Below are 19,430 nucleotides of genomic sequence, written 5' to 3'. Positions count from 1 at the left end.
TCTCTCTTTCACTCCCCGGATCTATTCCGGGGAGTGCGTTAGGGATGGAGCTGCGAAGAAGCCCCCCCTCAGAGCGGCTTCGGGGCCGTCACTCCAAGCTTCCCGGCCCACTCGGCCAGACCCTCCATGATTCCGGGATAGAGCGCCACGCCCTCCGCCATCGCCTTGCGCTTGCGGGAAAGCGCGCCGTCGCCGGGGAGGCGCACCGCGTCCACGCCGGGACGCGGCGGGTTGGTGCGGCAGAGTTCCGCCAGCCGGTCGGTCTGACGGGTGAAGGCGTCGGCGCCGGCGAAGGCGGTCGGGTCCTGCACCTGCACCCAGATACCGGCCCCCCAGCCCTCCGCAGGGTCGGCCCGTCCGTGGCCGGACAGCGCCTGGGTCAGCGCCTCCACGGTCAGCGCCAGACCATAGCCCTTGTGCCCGTGGTCCAACCCACCCACCGGCAGGATCGTGCCCGGTGGATCGGTGAACAGCACCGCGGGGTCCTTGGACGGATTGCCGTCAGCGTCGATCAGCCAGGGATGGTCGAGGGTCCGCCCCTCCTTGTGCAGCCGGTTGGTCAGCCCGTTGGTGGTAATCGAGGCGGAGATGTCGATCAGGATCGGATCGCCGGAGGTCGGGATGCCGACCGCGATCGGGTCCGGCGTGTAGATCGCCCGGGTGCCGCCGAACGGCGCCACGCTCGCCACCGACGGGTCGGAGCAGGTCAGGGTCACCATCATGCCCTTGGAGGTCGCCCGCTCCAGGAAGGCCGCCAGACAGGCGATGTGGTGGGACCGGCGGATCGACACGGTGCAGGTGCCGTACTGCCGCGCCCGGTCCACCGCCAGGTCCACCGCGCTCGCGGTCAGCCACACGCCGGACAGCCGCCTGCCGTCCCACACAACCACCGGGCCGCGGTCCGACAGCACCTCGGGCGCGCCCGTAGCGGTCATCGACCCGTCGACCAAGGCCGCGAGATAGGCGCCGACGAGCTGCAGCCCGTGGGTGGTGTGGCCCATCAGGTCGGCCTCCACCATCAGCGGCGCCACCAGGTCGGCCTTGTCGGCCTCCATGCCGGCCCCGGCAAACAGGGCCTCGGCGTAGTCGATGAGCGCCTGTGCGGCGTAGCGTTCTGTCATGGTGTCGTCTCCCCCTTGGCGGCCGCGATCAGTGCCACGTTACCGTGAAGATGCAGGATCTGATGCTCAAGTCCGAGCTCGGTGAACCAACGGATATAATCGTCCAGCCGAGCCGGCCGGTTGCTCTCTGACAGGTCGGCTTCATACTCGGCGAAACTCCCGGCCGCGCGCATGGGCCGACCATGGATCCTCTCGATCCGCCCCCAGATCGCCTGCTGCAGCGGGAAGGTCGCCGGCGCGGTCAGGCGCAGCCGGTCGTACAGCAGGAACACCCCGCCCGGCGCCAGCCGCTCCGCCGCCCAGGCGATCACCGAGCGCTTGGCCGCGTCGTCCAGATCATGGAAGGTCAGGGCGGTGGCGATCACCGTGAAAGGACCGCCCGCGACCTCGACCGCGCCGATATCGCTCAGGTCCGCTTCCTCGAAGCGGACCCGCTCGCCGAACCGGTCACGCGCCGCCTGCAGCGACTCGCCTTTACGGTCGAGCCCGACAAACCTTACATCGCCGCGGCGCTCGAACAGCAGATGTGCCAGATAGCCGGTGCCGCAGCCCAGATCGAGCAGCGTGTCGCCGGGTTGCAGCACCGCGTCGGCGGCGCTCACCAGGATGTCGAGCTGCTCCGCGCGGGTCGGATAGCCGCCGATCGGATCTTCCATAGGCTAAGTCCCCAAGACACAAGAGGTTACAGGCGAGGGCGGAGAAAGGGCGGAGTTCCGCAGCTTTTGCCTTGATTTTAGATAAAACTTTACATAAATTCCTCAGACCTACGGTCCTTCAGAAAGAGGGAAGAACGATGACCAGAATGGTGACTGATAAGGCTTTTGCCCTTCTATCTCAATCTGTTGCCGACATCGTCGGCAACGAGACCAAGATCGCGACGGCGCTGATGCGCGCCATTAACAGTGGGAGTTCGGTGGATCTGATGATGGCCCAGGCTTCGTTCGAGGATCTCGACGTGGCCACCCGGCGCCAGATTCACGGCCATGCGATGCGCCTGGCCGACACGGTGCACTGATCCGGGGGACGGATAACCAAATCCTCTGTTTTGTCGCTTTTGAAGGTGTCGTGGGATCCCCCACCCCCACGGCGCTGTTTCCCCGGCCAGCCCCCACGGGCGGCCGGGGAAACCCCTTCGCCCCGTGCTCCGACGGGTCACAGCAGGGTTTCGGTCAGCCGCCCTACTTCTTCTCCGCCTTCTCCAGGTCGGCGTAGCAGCGCTCCGCGCCGGCATGCAGCGGGACGTTGACGCCGACCAGGGCGGAGGTCAGCCGGATCTGCTTGCCGCCGGGATGGCCGCCATCCAGCAGGGTGCGGGTGGCGTCGTTCCACAGCGCCTTGCAGACGGCGTAGATCAGGTCCTCCGAGGCGTCGGTGGTGGTGACCCACTGGGCGGTGACGCCGAAGGTGTCGATCTCCTCCTGGCCGCTGCCGTAGATTCCGGCCGGAATCGGCGCCCGGGAGAGGAACTCGTGGCGCTCCAGCAGGGTGTCCACGGCCGGCCCGGACAGCGGCACGATGCGGGCCTTGTCGCCGCGCATCAGGTCGGCGACCGCGTTGGTCGGCACCCCGGCGACGATGAAGAAGGCGTCCAGCTCGCCCCGGGACATCAGGCTCGCCGCTGGGCCGGGCTTCATGTACTCGGCGATCACCCCGCCGGTGCCGATCCCCGCCGCCTCCAGCAGGCTGGTGGACAGCAGCAGGGTGCCTGAGCCCGGCTCGTCCACGGAGACCCGCTGGCCGCGCAGGTCCTCCAGCGATTCGATGGTGGTGTCGGCGCCGACCACCAGCTGCATGTGCTCGGCGTAGAGCGAGGCGATGACCCGAAGGTCGGTCATCGGTTCCCGGTCGGCGAAGGCGCCGGTGCCGGTATAGGCGGCATGGATGACGTCGGACTGGGCGAAGCCGGAATCGATCTCGCCCCGCTCCATCGCCTCGATATTGGCCACCGAGCCGTTCGACGACACCACGATGCCGATCAGGCCGGGCACGCCGCAACTCCCCCCTGCCTCGCAGGCCCGGGAGCCCGGCGGATTGGAGATCGCGTTGCCGACGATCGAGCCGATCGGATAGTAGGTGCCGTTCACCCCGCCGGTGCCGATGCGGAAGAATTTCGGCTCCTGGGCCGCGGCACCGGGCGGGCTGGACGACAGCAGGACGGGAAGCAGCAACAGGGCGACGGACAGTCGGGCCAGGGTCGTCATCGTTCTGCTTCGGCTCCCTCGATCAGCTCTTCGGGTCGGCGGCGGACGCGTCCCTGGACACAGGAGGCGGCGCGTGCACCGCTATTGGAGATAATAACGCACCAGCGCCTTGGCTCCGTCGGAATTCCACTCGGCGTCGCCGAGAAGCCGTCCCATCACCTTGCCCTCGGGCGAGATGATCACCGTGGTCGGCAGCCCGGTCGCCTTCATCTCGCGGGCCAGCGCCCCCTTCGGATCGGCGGCGGTCTTCAGGTGCTCGACCTCCAGGTTGTCGAGGAAGGGCTGCGCCACCTCCAACCCCTTGCGGTCGATGGAGATGATCAGCACCTGGAACGCCTCGCTGCCCATATCCGCCTGCAGCTCATCCAGGGCCGGCAGCTCGCGGATGCAGGGGGCGCACCAGGTGGCCCAGAAATTCACCAGAAGCGTCTGCCCCTTGTATGCGTCGAGGTTGATGCGCTCGCCGTCCGGGTCTAGGAAGTCGATGGCCGGTGCCGGCTGCGGATCCGCGAAGGCCTCCCACGACCCGTACCCGCCGGAGAACGCCGGCGGACTGGAGGCGGAGGCGACCGTCAGCAAGGACCCGGCCACAGCCAGTGCCGCAACGAGACCGACGACCCCGCCAACCACTGCCAGCCGCCGCGGCGACCAGGAAGAAAGCGAACCGAGAAACGCCATGACCGACTCTACTCCCGCGAATTCGATGTGGGGCGGCCGCTTTGCCGCCGGACCGGCGGAAGCCATGGAACGGATCAACCCCTCCATCGACTTCGACCGTCGCCTGTGGCGCGAAGACATCCTGGGCTCGAAGGCGCATGCGGAGATGCTGACGGCTCAGGGCATCATCACGGCCGAAGATGGGGCGGCGATCGCCCAGGGTCTAGACGACATCTGGAACGAGATCGAGTCCGGGTCGTTCAAATTCTCGCGCGCACTGGAAGATATCCACCTGAACGTCGAGAACCGGCTGCGCGAGAAGATCGGCGACGCCGCCGGTCGGCTGCATACCGGCCGCTCGCGCAACGACCAGATCGCGCTGGACATGAAGCTCTGGACCCGCGGCGCGATCGATGCGCTGGAGGCCGAGCTGAAGGACCTGCAGGCTGCCCTGATCGAGCAGGCTGACCGCCATGCCGAGACCATCATGCCCGGCTTCACCCACCTGCAGCCGGCCCAGCCGGTCACCTTCGGCCACCACCTGCTGGCCTATGTGGAGATGATCGGCCGCGACCGCTCGCGGCTGGCCGATGCCCGCAAGCGGCTGAACGAGAGCCCGCTGGGCGCCGCCGCGCTCGCCGGCACGCCGTTCCCGATCGACCGCCACATGACCGCGTCCAAGCTCGGCTTCGACCGGCCGGCGGCGAACTCGCTGGACGCCGTGTCCGACCGCGACTTCGTGATGGAGGTGCTGGCGGCGGCCGGAATCTGCGCGGTGCACCTGTCGCGCCTCGCCGAGGAGCTGATCATCTGGACCACGCCGCAGTTCCGCTTCGTGAAGTTGTCCGACGCCTTCACCACCGGCAGTTCGATCATGCCGCAGAAGAAGAACCCGGACGGCGCGGAACTGGTCAAGGGCAAGGCGGGGCGCATCCTGGCGGCCTTCACCGGCACCGCGATCGTGCTCAAGGGCCTGCCGCTGGCCTATGGCAAGGACATGCAGGAGGACAAGGAGCCGTGCTTCGACGCGGTCGACAATCTCGGCCTCTGCATCGCCTGCACCACCGGGATGATCCGCGACCTGCAGGCCAATCCGGACTCCATGCGCAAGGCGGTGGTCGCCGGCTTCCCGACCGCGACCGACCTGGCCGACTGGCTGGTGCGCGAGGCCGGCATGCCGTTCCGCGACGCCCACCACGTCACCGGTCGGGCCGTGAAGGCTGCCGAGGAACGGGGCTGCGGGCTCGAGGACCTGCCGCTCGACGTGCTGCAGGCCATCCACCCAGCGATCGACGACCGCATCTACGGGGTGCTGTCGGTGGAAGCCTCGCTGAACGCCCGGACCAGCTATGGCGGCACCGCCCCGGTCCGGGTCCGCGAACAGGTCGCCGAGGCTCGCAAGCGGTTCCTGGATTCCTGAGACGGAGGCACGAGGATGGACGAGACACGCCGCCGACTGACCCTGACGCTGGCCGCACTGGCTCTCGGGGGACTGGCCGCCTGTGGCAAGCGCGGCGACCCCAGCCCGCCAAAGGACCAGCCGGTCCTCCACCCGCGCAACTACCCGGTTCAGACCAAGACCAAGGTGCTGGTGGAGTAGGCGGAGCTTTCCCTACTCCCCACGCTTCATAGACATTCCCCGGATTTATTCCGGGGCCCACGTTTCACGCTTCTCCAGCGCACGAGCGCTCTGTCCAACTCAGTGCGGGTGGCGACGTGGGCCCCGGAATAAATCCGGGGAGTGTTTTATGAAGGAGGGCGCGCGGCCCATCCTCCCTCATCCGAACACATCCGCTTGAAACACTGTGCCGGGGCTTGACCCACCCCAGTCGCCGACCAACACTCCTTGTATCGGCGCCCGGTCTGGCGGTCGCTTCGGAGCGGGTTCCGGCCAGGGCATGAGCGTGCCGGCCGGGAGAAGCCGCCGGCGCACCGGACGCCCCGACGATGGTGGAGACCCGTGGTGCGTAACCCGCAGACGCCGGACCGGTCGACGTCCAAGGAGCCTGGCGACTCGAGCCGCCTCCTGGCAATGAAACTCGCCCTGGCGAAAGCCGTGCTGGCCTGGGAGAGGCTGTGGCCGTCCCTGTGGCCGCCCATCGTCATCGCCACCCTGTTCATCGCCCTCGCCCTGATCGACGTGCCCGGTTGGATCGGCGATCTGACCTATGGCTGGGGCCATCTGGCGCTGCTCCTCGCGCTCGGAGCGGCCTTTCTCTGGAGCCTGCGGCGCGGTGCGCTGCGCTGGGAGCCGGCGACCCATCAGGACGCCGTGCGTCGCCTGGAGCGCGACAGCGGCCTAGCCCACCGGCCGCTCAGCAGCCTCACCGACCGTCCGGCTGACGGGGCAAACCACATGGGCCTGGCCATCTGGCGCGCCCACCTGACGCGCGAGGCCGCCCGCCTGAAGGGTCTTAAGGTCACCCCGCCGGAGCCGTCGATGGCCCGGCTCGACCGGTTCGGCCTGCGCGCCGGGCTCGCCATGGCCGTTGTCCTGGGACTGGCGATCGCCGCCGGCAATCCGGGACAGCGCATCGCCCTGGCGTTCCAGCCCGACCTGCGCTCGCCCTATGCGGCGGACCCGCCGACCCTCGACGTCTGGATCAACCCGCCGGCCTATACCGGCCGCGTCCCCATGCTGCTGGCCCGTGCCGCCGAGAAGCCGGCGGACGGAACCGACACCGCCTCCCCGAGCGAGCCGGCCCAGCCTGAACGGCTCGCGGTACCGGTCGGCTCGGTGCTGCTCGCCAAGGTGAATGGCGGCGAAGGGACACCGGAGCTGGCGGTGACCGACGGTGAGGGCGATCGGGCGCGCGAGACGGTCCTGCCGTTCGAGACCGTGGGCACCCGCGCCCACCAGATCGAGAAGCCTATCGAGGCCGGGACCGCGCTCGCCATCCGCCAGGACGGCGAGGACCTCGCCGGCTGGACCATCACCGTGGTCCCCGACCTGAAGCCGACCGTCACCATGAGCGAGCCGCCCTCGGCGACCGAGCGGGCCGCGCTGGCGATCCACTTCGCCGCGTCCGACGATTACGGCCTGGCCTCGGTGGAGGCGCGGATCGACCGGCTCGACAGCACCGCCCAAGTGGTCAGCGAGGAGCCGATCGTCCTGCCGCTGTCCCTGCCCGGGGCTGCGCCGGAGGCGGTCGACGCCAAGGACTACCACGACCTCACCCCCCATCCCTGGGCCGGACAGCCGGTGCGCATCACCCTGGTCGCCCGCGACGCCATCGACCAGGAGGGCGTCAGCGAACCGATCAACATCATCCTGCCCGAGCGCCAGTTCACCCATCCGGTGGCCCAGGCGATCATCGAGCAGCGCAAGCGCCTGACCACCGAGCCGGCGGAGAAGGACGACATCGCCCAGGTGCTGATGTCGATCGCCGTGCGCCCGCACCACTATTTCGAGGACATCGTCACCTTCCTCGCCCTGCGCACCGCCGCCGGCCGTCTCGTCATGAACGAGGCGGACGCGGAGACGGTCGAGGCCGTGCAGAAGCTGCTCTGGGACACCGCCCTGCGGGTCGAGGACGGCGAGCTGTCCCTGGCCGAGCGGGAGCTGCGCGAGATCGAACGCAAGATCATGGATCTGCTGGCCCAGGACAGCGTCGACGACGCGGAGCTCGACAAACTGCTCAACGAAATGCGCGAGGCCATCGACAAGATGCTGCAGGCCATGGCCGAGCAGATGCAGGAGATGATGCGCAACGGCGAGCAGAACGCCGAGCAGATGGAGCAGGTCGACCCCAACCGGATCATCGAGCGCCAGGACCTGATGGACATGCTGGAGCGCGCCCGCGAGATGGCCCAGGCCGGCGCGAAGGACGCCGCCCGCGAGATGCTGTCGCAGCTCCGCGAGCTGATGGAGAACCTGCGGGCCGGTCGGCCGCAGATGATGTCGCCGGAACAGCTCGCCGCCCGCGAGATGATGCGCCAGCTCCAGGACCTCGCCGAGCAGCAGCAGCGGCTGATGGACGAGACCTTCAAGAACCACCAGCAGGGCGAGGAGCAATTCGGCAACCGTGGCCAGCAGAATCTCGGCCAGCAGCCCTTCGGCAACCAGCAGGGCCAGCAGCCCGGCCAGATGCAGCCCGGACAGCAGGGCCAGAACCGTCCCGGCCAGGGCCAGCCGGGCCAGGGTCGGCAGGGCCGCGACGGCAGCCCGCAGGGCATGACCTCCGAGCAGCTCGCCCAGATGCAGGAGCAGTTGCGCCGCCAGCTCGGCGAGTTCATGCGCAAGCTGGGCGAGGGCATGGGCCAGATCCCGCAGCCCTTCGGCCAGGCCGAGCGGGCCATGAAGGGCGCCGGCGACGCGCTGGGCCAGAACCAGCCGGGCGAGGCCGTCGGGCCCCAGGGCGACGCCATAGAGGCGCTGCAGGACGGCGCCCAGGCGCTGTCGGAAGCCATGCAGCAACAGCAGCAGGCCGGCGGCGGGGCAGCCACCACGCCCGGCGCCCAGGGCCGCGCCCAGGACGGGCAGGTCCGCGATCCGCTGAACAACGACCGCGACGACAGCCAGGGCTATGCGACCGACGGCACCACCCGCCATGGCCTGCCGGCGGAAAGCGACCTCCTGCGCTCGCGGCGGATCTTCGACGAGCTACGCCGCCGCTCGGGCGAACACGACCGCCCGGCCCAGGAGCTGGACTATATCGACCGGCTGCTGAAGCGGTTCTGAGCCCCACTTGGGGTGGTGGACCGGCCACCGGCGTGTCGATGGGCCGCGCCGGTCCGGCGTCCTGCGAGGATGACAGAACCGGCCCCGCTTCCTATGTGTTTATCCGTTACATGGGACAGAGCTGCGAAGGGGCAGGGATATGGCGCGACCGGAAGTCGATTGGGATGACGAGTATTCCGCCCCGAAACGCCGGTTCCTGCCGAGCCGCGGCGTGGCCCGATTTAGCGGATACTCCCTGATCGTCCTGGTCGTCCTGGTGCTGCTCTACTACGTCGTCGGCGCCTTCGTGATGCACAACATCGACGACGATCCGAACTTCCAGGCAATCAACGAGCCGGAGGGCGGCAGCCATGCGGTCGCCGCCACCGCGGCGCTGATCGACCGGGAGGTGAACACCCATTTCTGGACCGCCAACGACCCGTTCTTCTATCCCTCGGCCCTGCTCGACAACACGCCGAACTACCAGCAGGGCATCATCTACGCCCTGTCGCGCTTCACCATCGAGATGGCGGATCAGATCGGCCGCACCCGGGGCTCGTCCGAGGTCGATGCCGATCTGGACAAGGCGGCCGGTCTGCTCAAGTACCCGGGCAACGTCTGGATCTTCGACCTGTCCACCTCGTTCCTCCCGACCCCGGCCTCGGAAACCCAGTACCGGGCGGCCTCCCGCGCGCTGAAGGCGTACAATGACCGGCTGGCGGCCGGACAGGCGATCTTCGAGCGGCGCTCGGACAACCTGATCGCCACCCTGGACCGGATCGCCTCCGATCTGGGCTCGGCCTCGGCGACCCTGGACCAGCACTTGGCCAAGCCGCGGCCGCTGCTGGTCGACACCAAGGTCGACGACATCTTCTACGGGGTGAAGGGCCGGCTCTACGGCTACGCGATCCTGCTGCGCGAGCTGGGCCGGGATTTCGACGGGGTGATCAAGGACCGCCAGCTCCGTCCGGCCTGGGACCAGATGATGCAGTCGCTCAACCAGGCGGCGATTCTCGACCCGGTGGTGGTGATGAACGGCGCGCCGGACGGCGCCTATTTCCCGAGCCATCTGGCGGTGCAGGGCTTCTACCTCCTGCGCGCCCGCACCCAACTCCGCGAGATCACCAATATCCTGCTGAAGTAGGGGGCGAGCGTACCCTTTCCCCTCTCCCCGGCCTCGCGCCGGGGCCCAGGGAGGGAGCAGCCGGAACTCAAGAGATCTTGTCGAGCAAGCTCCAGCGATATGGCGGCTGGGTCCCGGCTCGAGGCCGGGAAGACGATTTTGATGGGACCAGCCCTACGTCACCACGTCCACGCCCGGCGGTGCGGTCCGGCGGGTGGTGGCGCGGTCCACGGTTTCCTGAACCGACTGGTAGCGCCGGGCCGCCTCCGCGCTGCCGGTGCGGCTCCCCGTCTCCGCGTCCTGGCCGAACGACTGGGCCAGGAAGAGCGAGGCCGGTCGGCTGGCGAACAACGGGCGGCGAAACGCTTCGCCGCGCTCGAGGAAGGGATTGCCACGCGGCTCCTCGGAGCCGCCGACCGGAACCGCCACCGCGTCGGCCGCAGGACGGCTCGACCGGTCCGGGCGACCACGTCCGGCCTCCCGCGCCTCCTCGGCATCGGCACGCGTATAGGGAACGACGGCGCGTCCGCCCGCCGGCACCGGTAGGTAGCTGCCCGGCGGGGGGCCGGGGCCGTCGACGGGCGAGACCATGGGGGCCTGCCTCCCTTAGAGCAAATCACGATCAGAAAGATCGGATCGTGCGAATCCGCTCTATTTCCAAGATCTTAGACGGCGATTCACGGTTCAGATCGAGTCGATCCGAACCGATCGCGCCTTAAAGATCGACGGCCCAGTCTAGCGCAGAAATGTTAAGAGAAAACCCGGGAAAGCTTTAAGATCCAAGGTTAACAACCGTTAACCACGTTAAGACTCGTTGGTGTCCCGCTTCGAAAGCGAGCCGGTCCCAAGCTCCATCAGCTGCCGCTGCAGCGTCTCGAGCTGGGTCTGGAGCTGACGCACCGCCGCCGCCGTATCCTCGCTCGATCCGCCCGAGGCCGGCTCGGCGCTGGACGGGGCCGGCTTCGCCGCACCGCCCTTGCCCGGCGGGGTGAACATGGTCATGGCCTGTTCCAGCATGGTCAGGTTGCGCTTGGTCATGTCCTCGATCGAGCCGAACGGGTACATGCCGCCGAACGCCTCCTGCATGTAGCTGCGCATCCGCTCCTGGTTCTGGGCGAAGGCGGCCATGGAAGATTCCAGATAGCCCGGCACCACCATCTGCAGGTTGTCGCCGTAGAAACTGATGAGCTGCCGCAGGAAGCCGATCGGAAGCAGGTTCTGCCCCTTGGCCTCCTCCTCGACGATGATCTGGGTCAGCACCGCGCGGGTGATGTCCTCGCCCGTCTTGGCGTCGTAGACCACGAACTCCACGCCATCCTTCACCATCTGACACAGGTGGTCGAGGGTGACGTAGCTGCTCGTCGCCGTGTTGTAGAGCCGTCGGTTGGCGTATTTCTTGATGGTGATCGCTTCCGCGCCGCCGGCAGCACCGGCCCCATCCTCCGCTTCCGACCGCCTGCCGACCGTCGACGCCTTCGCCGCCGCAGCCCTGCGGCCGGGGGCCCGGGTCGTCTTCTTGGCGGCCTCAGTCTTTGAGCTATCCGTCATGGCGTACTGTCCCACCCTCGGTTCAGTTTCTTGGCGTTTCTTTTAACAGTGCGCCGCTCGTTTGTGCTTTGCAACGATGATGTCCGGAATCCGTGCAATTTCCCGGCTTTGCCGCGTGTGGCGGCGCGGAAGGCTATACAACCAGTAGGGTTGCCTCCCCCGTGCTTGGCCCACTTCCGACGGCATGAGATACTGCCGCTCCATGACCGGACCGCGTGATATGAACGATTCCTCCGACAGCTCCGCCCCGCCGCCCGATGCCGGCGATCTCGCCCGCCGGTTCATGGACCTGTGGCAGTCCCAGGTGCAGGCCATGGCGACCGATCCGGAGGTCGCCGACGCGGTGCGCCGCTGGACCGCCCTGTGGACCGGACAGGGGTTTGCGCAGCCGCAGGCACGGCCGATGCCGGACGGGCTGCAGCCCGGCTACGCCCCCTCCTCATCCGGGCCCGCATCTGCCTATAGTGCCGGCCATGACGGCGGCAGCGGACAGCATCGGCAGCAGTACCACGCGGGAGGGCGCCCCACGGCCGGGGCCGCGCCCGCTGCCCCTGTATCTGAGCGCGGCAGCGACGACCTGGCTCTCATCCTACGCGAGCTCCGTCGCCTGGAAGAACGGATCGCTCGACTGGAAGCCCGGCTTGAGCGAGACGGCGGCGAGCCTGAAGGGCCAGCTCGACGCCCTGGAGGCGGCAAGAGCGGCGGCAGCAGCCGGTCATAGCCCGGCGCCCACGCCCGAGAGCTTCGAGAGCGCGATGGAAGAGGAGGTGCGCCGGCGCCTCGACCGCTTCCTGTCGGGCATCGAGCGCTACCGCCATCACCCCTATCGCCGGACCGTCGCCGAGCCGGCCGTGTGCTGGAAGGAGGGCGGGACCCTGCTGCTGGACTACGGCACGGTGCCGGGCGCGGTCCCGGACGGCATCCCGATCCTGGTCGTGCCCTCCCTGGTCAACCGCGGCTATGTGCTCGACCTCACCGAGGAGCGCTCGCTACTGCGCGACCTGGCCCGGCGCGGCTACCGCCCGTTCCTGGTGGACTGGGGCTTTCCGGGAGAGGCGGAGCGGCGGTTCTCGCTGACCGACTATGTCGCAGGACGGCTGGAGGCGGCCCTGGAGGCGGTGCTGACCATTACCGGCGCGAAGCCTGCCCTGCTCGGCTACTGCATGGGTGGGCTGCTGACCCTGGCGGTGGCCCAGCGCCGGCCGCGCGACATCGCCGGCCTGCTGCTGCTCGCGACCCCGTTCGACTTCGCCGCCGACGCGCCGCCGATCGCCGCGTCCCTGCCGATGGCCGAGCCCTGGCTGTCCGGCACGATCGAGACGTTGGGCTGGCTGCCGACCGACTGGATCCAGGCGCTGTTTTTCGCGCTGGACCCGCTGCTGGTGATCAACAAGTTCCTGCGCTTCGGCGAGGCCGACGCGACAAGTCCGGAGGCGTCCGAGTTCGTCGCCCTGGAGGACTGGCTCAACGACGGTGTGCCGCTGGCGGCCCCGGTGGCGCGCGAGGCGCTGTTCGGCTGGTACGGCCGCAACACCCCTGCAATCGGGGACTGGCGGATTGCCGGGAGGACGGTTATTCCGGAACAGGTGACGGTGCCGGCCCTCGCCATGATCCCGGCGCGCGACCGCATCGTCCCGCCCGCCTCGGCCCGCGCCCTGGCCGACCGCCTGCCGAACGCCACCCGCGCCGACGTGGCCTTGGGTCATATCGGCATGGTGGTCAGCGCCGGTGCGCCGAGCCGGGCCTGGACGACCCTGCATACCTGGCTCGTCGAAACGATGCCGGGCTGAAGAAACAAGACGAGATCAACGATCGCCCGCCACGGGCATCCGGGAGGAAGACCGACCATGAATGACGCCGCCGCTACACCCGAGTTGGGCCCCGTCTCGGATGCCGATCTGGCCAAGGTGCGCGACGAGTTCCACGTGCTGCACGAGATCGTCAAGCGGGCCCGGGTGAACCTGGACCGCAACACCTGGGACTACATGCGCGGCGGCACCGAGAGCGAGACCACGGTCAAGCGCAACCGCCTGGCCTTCGACAAGATCGCCTTCCGGCCGCGCGTCCTGCGCGACATGCGTGAGGTCGAGACCACAGGCGATTTCCTCGGCGCCAAGGTCTCCCTGCCGGTGGTGCTCTGCCCGGTCGGCAGCCTGGAGAGCTTTGCCGCCCACGGACCGGTCCAGGCGATGCGCGCAGCATCCCAGTATGGCGTGCCGCTGTTCTTGTCCTCGGTCGGCACCGTCCCGCTGGAGGACGTGGCGAAGATCGCGGGCGGCACCAAGGTGTTCTGCCTGTACAAGCGGGGCGACGACGCCTGGCTGGACGACATCGTCGCCCGCGCCGTCGACCACGGCTACCAGTCCTTCGCCCTGACCGTCGACAGCGCCTGGTACAGCCGGCGCGAGCGCGACATGGCCAACCGCTTCGTGAAGCCGTGGCGCCAGGTGCCGGGCATGGAGTTCCAGAAGGCGCTGAACTGGAAGGACGTGGAGCGGTTCAAGAAGACCCATGACATCCCGCTGATCCTGAAAGGGATCGCCACCGCCGAGGACGCCCGCATGGCCGTCGAGCACGGGGCCGAGATGGTCTTCGTCTCCAACCATGGCGGCCGCCAGCTCGATCACGGGCTGGGCGCGCTCGACGCCCTACCGGAGGTGGTCGACGCGGTCGCCGGCCGGGCGAAGATCGCGGTCGACGGTGGGGTGACCCGCGGATCCGACATCGTGAAGGCCCGCGCGCTGGGCGCCGATGTGGTCGGCATCGGCCGGATGCTGTGCTGCGGCCTCGCCGCGGGCGGGGCGGCCGGCGTGATCCGGGTACTGGAGCTCTTGGAGGAGGAGGTCCGCATCGATCTCGGCCTGCTCGGCCTGAACTCGTTCGACGGGATCGACGGGCGGTACATCGCCTATACCGACCCCGTGGAGCCGGCCCATGTCTGGAGCCAGTACCCGCTGCTGGCGCCCGACGACTATACCTACTGACGGACGCGCTACGGCCTGACGGACACGGACGCGCCCTCAGTCCGGCGGCGTCAATACTCCGTCACGCGTGCTGGTAGTACTTCTCCGCCCGCAGGTGCGACACTCTGGCACGGGCACCGTTGGAGGCTACATAACAGGCGTGAAGGCTCGTCACCGTCGGCCGACCAGACCCTCTACGGAGACACAATGACCGAAGCTCCCAACCCTGCACCGTTCGAGGAGACGGTGCTGAACCAGCTCAAGACCGACGACGATGCCGGGCGCGTGCTGGCGCTGGAGCGCTACGACGTTCTCGACACCCAGGAGGAGCGGCCGTTCGAGAACATCGTCAACCTGATCGGCCAGATCCTCGCGGTGCCGATGAGCGCGGTGACCCTGGTCCACACCAACCGGCAGTGGTTCAAGGCCCGCCGCGGGCTGCCCGCCGAGACGCCGCGCAACGTCTCCTTCTGCACCTACGCCATCCAGCAGCCGGAGCCCCTGATCATCCCCGACGCCAAGGAGGATCCGCGCTTCGCCGAGAATCCGCTGGTGACCGGCGAGCCGTTCATCCGCGCCTATATGGGCGTGCCGCTGCGCACCCCGGACGGCTACAATATCGGCTCGCTCTGCGCCATCGACACGAAGCCGCGCGACTGGCCGGAGCATGAACGCAGCATCCTCATCAACTTCGCCAAGGTGGTGATGGACGAGCTGGAGCTGCGGCAGATCGCCAATGCCGACGTCCTGACCGGGGCGATGACCCGGCGCGCCTGGATGGAGAGCGCCGAGGCGGAGATCAAGCGCGCCCGACGCTACGGCCACCCGTTGTCGCTCGTTGTCATGGACATCGACCGGTTCAAGTCGGTGAACGACACCCACGGCCACGCCGCCGGCGACGAGGTCATCAAGGGGCTGGCGGGGCTGATGATGGACGGCATCCGCGAGCAGGACGCCTTCGGCCGCTACGGCGGCGAGGAGTTCGTGCTGCTGATGCCGGAGACCGACGGCCCCCAGGCCTTCGAGGTGGCCGACCGCCTGCGCCTCGGCTTCGCCGGCCTGCGCATCGAGGCCGGTGGCGGGGTCGCGCTGAGCTGCACCTGCAGCATGGGCCTGGCCGTCCTGGAGCCGGACGAGACGCTGGACGAGTTCATCAAGCGGGCCGACCGCCGCCTCTACACGGCGAAGGAGGAGGGGCGCGACCGGGTGATCGCGGAGGACAGGTCATGAAGAATAGAGCCGACGAGATCGTCGCGGAGACCCTCTCCGCCGTCACCGAGGCGGGCGTGGAGATCTCCGCCCTGCCGCCGGAGCTGCGCGCCTCCATCGCCAGCCACCAGACCAACCTGACCAACCTGGCGGCCGCCCTGCTGGCCGGCGGCCAGTCGGAGGAGGTGGTGCGCTCCACCCTCAACCAGCTCTTCGCGAGCTACAAGCAGGAGCTCGCCCGGACGATCGTGGCGCTGCGCGAGCAGAACGGCCCGAACTGACCCCGGGGGCCGCTACTCCAGCCCGTAGCGCCGGCGCACCTCCTCGGTGGTGAAGGCCGGCGCGCTGCCGTCATTGACCACATCGACCACCACCCCGACCACCGGGGTCTCGCCGATATTCTCGATCCAGTGATCCACCCCGGCCTGCTCGGTGCGGGCGTCGCCGGCGCCATAGACGATCGGCGCCTTGTCGGCGGGGTAGTGCTCGCGGACCCGCCCTTCCAGCACATAGACGATGGCCGGCCGGTCGGTATGGGAATGCAGCGGCAGCGCCCCGCCGGGCAGCAGCGTGACCTTGCGCATCCGCAGGCTGCGGCCCTCCATCCCGGGGATCTCCTTGCCCAGGTCGATCACCTGCAGCGTCTCCGGCGGCAGGGCGTTGCGTGGCTTGGCCGGCGCGGTGGCGGGATCATGGGCCGCCGCCGGCAGGGCGCAGATCAGGCCGGCGCCGATCAGGGTGGCGGCGGCAATGGCGGCACGGGGACGATGGAACATGACCGGACCTCGGATCGGTTGGGGGACGCCTGCGGACGGCGCACGGGGCGGCGCGCGGACGCTGCTGGCAGGCGGTTGCCGGCAATAGCCCGCCAGAAAATCCGGTCTTTTGCAAGACCCCATCCAAGCGGAACATGCCGGAAGCAAACATCTCGACACCGTTTATTTCGGCGAGATAGTCTTCCGCCGCGCTCAACAAGATGTCGGCGGCGAGGGAAACGGAATGCTCAAGCTCTTTGTGTCGGTGCTCTTTGTTCTGGTCATCGCCGGCAATTGGGCGGCGGCGCAGGCGGAGACGGTCGTCGTGCGCTGGAACAAGGCGGCCATCGAGGCGGTCAAGGCCAGCGCCAGCAGCGATCTGGTCACCGCACGTGCCCTGGCCGTCCTTCATCGGGCGATGTACGACGCCTGGACCCCCTATGCCGCGAGCGCGACCGGCGTGCGGCTCGACACCGCCGCCCTGCGCCGCCCGTCGGCCGACCGGACCGACGCCAACAAGGCGGCCGCCGTCAGCTATGCCGCCCACCGCACCCTGAGCGACCTGTTCCCGGGCGAGACCGCACGGTTCGACGCGGTGATGACCGAGCTCGGCCTCGACCCGGCCCTGTCGTCGACGGACACCGCGACGGCGGCGGGGCTCGGCCTGCAGGCGGCGGCGCTGGAGCTGCACCACGCCCACCAGGACGGGGCCAACCAGCTCGGCGACCGCAGCCCCGGCGCCTATGCGGACTACACCCGCTACACCCCGCCCAACCCCGCCGACCGGGTCATCGACCTGCGCCGCCATCAGCCGATCCTCAGGGGCGACGGCCGGCCGGCGATCTTCGACGGCGCCCACTGGCCGCTGATCACGCCCTTCGCGCTCTACCGGGCGGACGAGTTTCGGCCGGCGAGCGCCCCGGCCCTGACCTATTCCGAGCCGGAGCTGCGGGCGCTGGCCCAGCACATCATCGACGTGAACGCCGAGCTGACCGACCGGGATAAGGCGATCGCCGAGTTCTGGACCCTGGGCAACGGCACGCCCACGCCGCCGGGCCAGTTCCATATCCTGGCCCAGCACATCTCCCAGACCCGCGGCCACGATCTCGACCGGGACGTCACCCTGTTCTTCATCCTGGGCAACGCGCTGCACGACACGGCGATCGCCAAGATCGAGGCCAAGATGCATTTCCTGACCGCGCGGCCGGAGACCCTGATCCGCGCGTTCTTCGCCGGCGAGCGGATCCTGGCCTGGGGCGGGCGCGGCAAGGGGGCGCAGATGATCGACGGCCGCGACTTCAAGCCCTACCGACCCACCGCCGCCGCCCCCGAGCACGTCTCCGGCCACAGCGCCTTCGGCTATGCCGGGGCCGAGGCGATCCGCCTGGCGACCGGCAGCGACGCGCTCGATCTCACCGTGGTGGTCCCGGCCGGCAGCTTCGCCTTCGACGACGGGCCGGCGGCCGACGTGGTCCTGGCGATGGAGACGCTGAGCGAGGCGGCGCGCGACATCGCCCTGTCGGGGATCTACGGCCAGGCGCATTTCACCACCGGGGATCAGGCGGGCCGCATCCTCGGCCAGGCGGTCGCCCAGAAGGTCTATGCCCACGCCATGCGGTACATCGACGGCTCCCGATGATGACGAAGCCTCCTGTGCGCGCCCTCCCCCTCGCGGCCCTCCCCCTCCCAGCTCTCATCCTCGGGGCCCTCTTCCTCTCGGCCGCCCTGCTGGCCGTCGGCCCGGCGCTGGCCCACGACACCTGGGTGATCACCCACGACCAGGAGGAGATCGCCCATGCCAAGCCGCTGCCGGAGATCTTCACCTCGCTCGGGATCGCAAACGTGTCGATCTCGCTGCTGGCGCTGGCCGGCGTGATCGCCTGGATCGTGATCGGCCGCACCGACATCCCGGACCGGGTCGTGGCCCGGCTCGGGCTGCCCCGGGTCGATACCGCGCGCCTGGAGCCCTGGGTCCCGACCGCCCTGCGCCTGGGCCTCGCCGCCATGTTCGTCACCGCCGCCTTCGCCCTGCATCCAAGGCTCGGCTATGCGATCGGCGAGAGCCCGGTGCTCTTCGCCTCGGACCTGGAGTTCCGCCACCTGGCCGGCGACTGGGACTGGCTGATCTGGGTCCAGGTCGCCCTGGGCGCCGCCTTCCTGCTCGGGATCTGGACGCGGGTGGCCTCCCTCCTGCTGGTGCTGCTGGTGCTGGTCGGCTTCTGGCTGTTCGGGGTCGACATGCTGGCCTATGCCGGCGTGCTGATCGGCACCGCCTACTACCTCTTCGCCAGGGGCGGCGGCCGACTCGCCCTGCTGGGCGATCCCGAGGCGGTGACGCGCCTGACCGAGACCACGCCGCCGGGCCGCCCCCAGGCGGTACTGCGCATCCTGACGGGCCTCAGCTTCCTGTACCTGGGCATCCTCTACAAGTTCCTGCACCCGACCTACCTGCTCGCCGGGGTGGAGTTCTACGACCTGCCGCTGTTCGGCTTTCCGCCCGAGGTCTTCGTGTTCATCGTCGCCACGGTGGAGGTGGTGGTCGGCATCCTGATCACCGCCGGGGTCATGGTGCGGCCGCTGAGCTTCGTGCTGGTCTTCGCCTTCGCCTTCTTCTCGGTCTCGATGAACGAGGGCGTGCTGGGCCACAGCTTCCTCTACGGCATCGTCTTCGCCCTGTTCGTCAGCGGGGCGGGGCGGTGGTCCGCGAAGGACGCCTAGCCGCGCGCCTCACCGCTTTCCAGGCCGACCCGCCGGCCGGGCCGGTCCCGCCGCCACCGGCATCGCCAGCACCCGCAGCAGCAGGTAGGCATAGCCGAGCGCGTCGTCCTCCGCCCGGTGGCTGTGCGGCACGGCGCCGAGCCAGTCGGGCGGGTAGCGCTTCTCGTGCAGGGTCGCCGGGTCCCAGCCGAGCCACCCGGCGATCAGGCTCGGCAGGTCGAGCGCGCTGCGGGCGAACAGCCGCTCGCCCTGCATCGCCCCCCGGTCGCGCGGCAGGCCCAGATAGCGGCGCAATTCAGTTGAATCAGACTAATTAAGAAGGGCCGTCGCAGGGCTTTTCCGATCGACTTAAATTCCAGACCTTGCACCTCAGCGGAGTTTAATTACGCCGTTGAGAAAAGTGATCCAGTATAGAACCTTTACAAATCAATTTTTTATCAGTAATTTGTAATATCTCGTAAGATAAAATATTATA

19 protein-coding genes are annotated in these 19,430 nt (G+C 68.8%); 11 read left to right on the top strand and 8 right to left on the bottom strand.

The genetic code is table 11. The features are described from left to right. Positions 1-68: 68 nt before the first annotated feature. Both ACOQOP_RS21165 and ACOQOP_RS21160 read right to left on the bottom strand, forming a co-directional pair. Positions 69-1,121, bottom strand: a complete 1,053-nt coding sequence (locus ACOQOP_RS21165) for an Ldh family oxidoreductase (RefSeq protein ID WP_420563800.1) — start codon at positions 1,119-1,121, stop codon at positions 69-71. Next, positions 1,118-1,777 carry a class I SAM-dependent methyltransferase gene (locus ACOQOP_RS21160; RefSeq protein WP_420563799.1) on the bottom strand — a complete coding sequence of 220 codons (660 nt, stop codon included), beginning with the start codon at positions 1,775-1,777 and terminating at the stop codon, positions 1,118-1,120. The genes ACOQOP_RS21165 and ACOQOP_RS21160 overlap by 4 nt, the downstream gene beginning before the upstream one ends. Before the next feature lie 137 nt (positions 1,778-1,914). On the opposite strand from ACOQOP_RS21160, the gene ACOQOP_RS21155 reads away from it, so the two are divergent. Then, positions 1,915-2,136 carry a hypothetical protein gene (locus tag ACOQOP_RS21155; RefSeq protein ID WP_038015189.1) on the top strand — a complete coding sequence of 74 codons (222 nt, stop codon included), beginning with the start codon at positions 1,915-1,917 and terminating at the stop codon, positions 2,134-2,136. A gap of 163 nt (positions 2,137-2,299) precedes the next feature. On the opposite strand, the gene ACOQOP_RS21150 is transcribed toward ACOQOP_RS21155, so the two are convergent. Further along, complete coding sequence (locus tag ACOQOP_RS21150; RefSeq protein WP_420563798.1) at positions 2,300-3,322, bottom strand: TAXI family TRAP transporter solute-binding subunit; 1,023 nt, start codon at positions 3,320-3,322, stop codon at positions 2,300-2,302. Between the two features lie 81 nt (positions 3,323-3,403). Beyond that, a complete protein-coding gene (locus tag ACOQOP_RS21145; protein ID WP_420563797.1) occupies positions 3,404-4,000 on the bottom strand; it encodes a TlpA family protein disulfide reductase in 597 nt (198 codons plus the stop codon). Here ACOQOP_RS21145 and argH point away from each other — a divergent pair. The 4 genes from argH to ACOQOP_RS21125 all read left to right on the top strand — a co-directional run bounded on the left by argH (position 3,999) and on the right by ACOQOP_RS21125 (position 9,783). Then, positions 3,999-5,399, top strand: a complete 1,401-nt coding sequence (gene argH, locus ACOQOP_RS21140; protein WP_420563796.1) for an argininosuccinate lyase — start codon at positions 3,999-4,001, stop codon at positions 5,397-5,399. The two genes, ACOQOP_RS21145 and argH, sit on opposite strands and share 2 nt — an antisense overlap. 15 nt (positions 5,400-5,414) lie before the next feature. Further along, positions 5,415-5,579, top strand: a complete 165-nt coding sequence (locus ACOQOP_RS21135; protein WP_420563795.1) for a hypothetical protein — start codon at positions 5,415-5,417, stop codon at positions 5,577-5,579. 363 nt (positions 5,580-5,942) lie between these two features. Further along, positions 5,943-8,660 (top strand): TIGR02302 family protein, encoded by a 2,718-nt coding sequence (locus ACOQOP_RS21130; RefSeq protein WP_420563794.1) that lies wholly within the window; start codon positions 5,943-5,945, stop codon positions 8,658-8,660. 139 nt (positions 8,661-8,799) lie between these two features. After that, positions 8,800-9,783 carry a DUF2333 family protein gene (locus ACOQOP_RS21125; RefSeq protein WP_420563793.1) on the top strand — a complete coding sequence of 328 codons (984 nt, stop codon included), beginning with the start codon at positions 8,800-8,802 and terminating at the stop codon, positions 9,781-9,783. A gap of 153 nt (positions 9,784-9,936) precedes the next feature. Here ACOQOP_RS21125 and ACOQOP_RS21120 read toward each other — a convergent pair whose 3' ends face one another. Both ACOQOP_RS21120 and phaR read right to left on the bottom strand, forming a co-directional pair. Beyond that, complete coding sequence (locus tag ACOQOP_RS21120; protein WP_420563792.1) at positions 9,937-10,353, bottom strand: hypothetical protein; 417 nt, start codon at positions 10,351-10,353, stop codon at positions 9,937-9,939. A gap of 213 nt (positions 10,354-10,566) precedes the next feature. Then, entirely contained in the window at positions 10,567-11,310 is a 744-nt protein-coding gene (gene phaR / locus ACOQOP_RS21115; protein ID WP_420563791.1) for a polyhydroxyalkanoate synthesis repressor PhaR, read from the bottom strand. Positions 11,311-11,783: 473 nt separating this feature from the next. Here phaR and ACOQOP_RS21110 point away from each other — a divergent pair, with 473 nt between their 5' ends. The 4 genes from ACOQOP_RS21110 (at position 11,784) to ACOQOP_RS21095 (ending at position 15,763) form a co-directional block, all read left to right on the top strand. Continuing rightward, complete coding sequence (locus tag ACOQOP_RS21110; protein ID WP_420563790.1) at positions 11,784-13,100, top strand: alpha/beta fold hydrolase; 1,317 nt, start codon at positions 11,784-11,786, stop codon at positions 13,098-13,100. Between the two features lie 57 nt (positions 13,101-13,157). Then, a complete protein-coding gene (locus ACOQOP_RS21105; RefSeq protein WP_420563789.1) occupies positions 13,158-14,294 on the top strand; it encodes an alpha-hydroxy acid oxidase in 1,137 nt (378 codons plus the stop codon). A gap of 186 nt (positions 14,295-14,480) precedes the next feature. Beyond that, positions 14,481-15,503, top strand: coding sequence for a diguanylate cyclase (locus ACOQOP_RS21100; protein ID WP_420563788.1), 1,023 nt, complete (start codon positions 14,481-14,483; stop codon positions 15,501-15,503). Continuing rightward, a complete protein-coding gene (locus tag ACOQOP_RS21095) occupies positions 15,500-15,763 on the top strand; it encodes a hypothetical protein (RefSeq protein ID WP_420563787.1) in 264 nt (87 codons plus the stop codon). The genes ACOQOP_RS21100 and ACOQOP_RS21095 overlap by 4 nt, the downstream gene beginning before the upstream one ends. Before the next feature lie 12 nt (positions 15,764-15,775). On the opposite strand, the gene ACOQOP_RS21090 is transcribed toward ACOQOP_RS21095, so the two are convergent. Continuing rightward, positions 15,776-16,258, bottom strand: a complete 483-nt coding sequence (locus ACOQOP_RS21090) for a cupin domain-containing protein (RefSeq protein ID WP_420563786.1) — start codon at positions 16,256-16,258, stop codon at positions 15,776-15,778. A gap of 223 nt (positions 16,259-16,481) precedes the next feature. Here ACOQOP_RS21090 and ACOQOP_RS21085 point away from each other — a divergent pair, with 223 nt between their 5' ends. Beyond that, positions 16,482-17,876, top strand: a complete 1,395-nt coding sequence (locus ACOQOP_RS21085) for a vanadium-dependent haloperoxidase (RefSeq protein ID WP_420563785.1) — start codon at positions 16,482-16,484, stop codon at positions 17,874-17,876. A gap of 14 nt (positions 17,877-17,890) precedes the next feature. After that, the gene (locus ACOQOP_RS21080; protein WP_420563784.1) at positions 17,891-18,955 is read left to right on the top strand and encodes a hypothetical protein; all 1,065 of its coding nucleotides are present in this window, start codon (positions 17,891-17,893) and stop codon (positions 18,953-18,955) included. 9 nt (positions 18,956-18,964) lie between these two features. Here ACOQOP_RS21080 and ACOQOP_RS21075 read toward each other — a convergent pair whose 3' ends face one another. Next, entirely contained in the window at positions 18,965-19,249 is a 285-nt protein-coding gene (locus tag ACOQOP_RS21075; RefSeq protein WP_420563783.1) for a hypothetical protein, read from the bottom strand. Between the last annotated feature and the right edge of the window lie 181 nt (positions 19,250-19,430).

The sequence above is a fragment of the Thalassobaculum sp. genome, from assembly GCF_965223715.1.
Taxonomy (GTDB): domain Bacteria; phylum Pseudomonadota; class Alphaproteobacteria; order Thalassobaculales; family Thalassobaculaceae; genus Thalassobaculum.
This window is presented reverse-complemented; position numbering and strand designations above follow the sequence as displayed.

Excerpts from the sequence above, each read along its gene's own strand:
- ACOQOP_RS21165 (WP_420563800.1), bottom strand. The coding sequence starts at position 1,121 with ATGACAGAACGCTACGCCGCACAGGCGCTCATCGACTACGCCGAGGCC.
- ACOQOP_RS21160 (WP_420563799.1), bottom strand. The coding sequence starts at position 1,777 with ATGGAAGATCCGATCGGCGGCTATCCGACCCGCGCGGAGCAGCTCGAC.
- ACOQOP_RS21155 (WP_038015189.1), top strand. The coding sequence starts at position 1,915 with ATGACCAGAATGGTGACTGATAAGGCTTTTGCCCTTCTATCTCAATCT.
- ACOQOP_RS21150 (WP_420563798.1), bottom strand. The coding sequence starts at position 3,322 with ATGACGACCCTGGCCCGACTGTCCGTCGCCCTGTTGCTGCTTCCCGTC.
- argH (WP_420563796.1), top strand. The coding sequence starts at position 3,999 with ATGACCGACTCTACTCCCGCGAATTCGATGTGGGGCGGCCGCTTTGCC.
- ACOQOP_RS21145 (WP_420563797.1), bottom strand. The coding sequence starts at position 4,000 with ATGGCGTTTCTCGGTTCGCTTTCTTCCTGGTCGCCGCGGCGGCTGGCA.
- ACOQOP_RS21135 (WP_420563795.1), top strand. The coding sequence starts at position 5,415 with ATGGACGAGACACGCCGCCGACTGACCCTGACGCTGGCCGCACTGGCT.
- ACOQOP_RS21125 (WP_420563793.1), top strand. The coding sequence starts at position 8,800 with ATGGCGCGACCGGAAGTCGATTGGGATGACGAGTATTCCGCCCCGAAA.
- ACOQOP_RS21120 (WP_420563792.1), bottom strand. The coding sequence starts at position 10,353 with ATGGTCTCGCCCGTCGACGGCCCCGGCCCCCCGCCGGGCAGCTACCTA.
- phaR (WP_420563791.1), bottom strand. The coding sequence starts at position 11,310 with ATGACGGATAGCTCAAAGACTGAGGCCGCCAAGAAGACGACCCGGGCC.
- ACOQOP_RS21110 (WP_420563790.1), top strand. The coding sequence starts at position 11,784 with ATGACGGCGGCAGCGGACAGCATCGGCAGCAGTACCACGCGGGAGGGC.
- ACOQOP_RS21105 (WP_420563789.1), top strand. The coding sequence starts at position 13,158 with ATGAATGACGCCGCCGCTACACCCGAGTTGGGCCCCGTCTCGGATGCC.
- ACOQOP_RS21100 (WP_420563788.1), top strand. The coding sequence starts at position 14,481 with ATGACCGAAGCTCCCAACCCTGCACCGTTCGAGGAGACGGTGCTGAAC.
- ACOQOP_RS21095 (WP_420563787.1), top strand. The coding sequence starts at position 15,500 with ATGAAGAATAGAGCCGACGAGATCGTCGCGGAGACCCTCTCCGCCGTC.
- ACOQOP_RS21090 (WP_420563786.1), bottom strand. The coding sequence starts at position 16,258 with ATGTTCCATCGTCCCCGTGCCGCCATTGCCGCCGCCACCCTGATCGGC.
- ACOQOP_RS21085 (WP_420563785.1), top strand. The coding sequence starts at position 16,482 with ATGCTCAAGCTCTTTGTGTCGGTGCTCTTTGTTCTGGTCATCGCCGGC.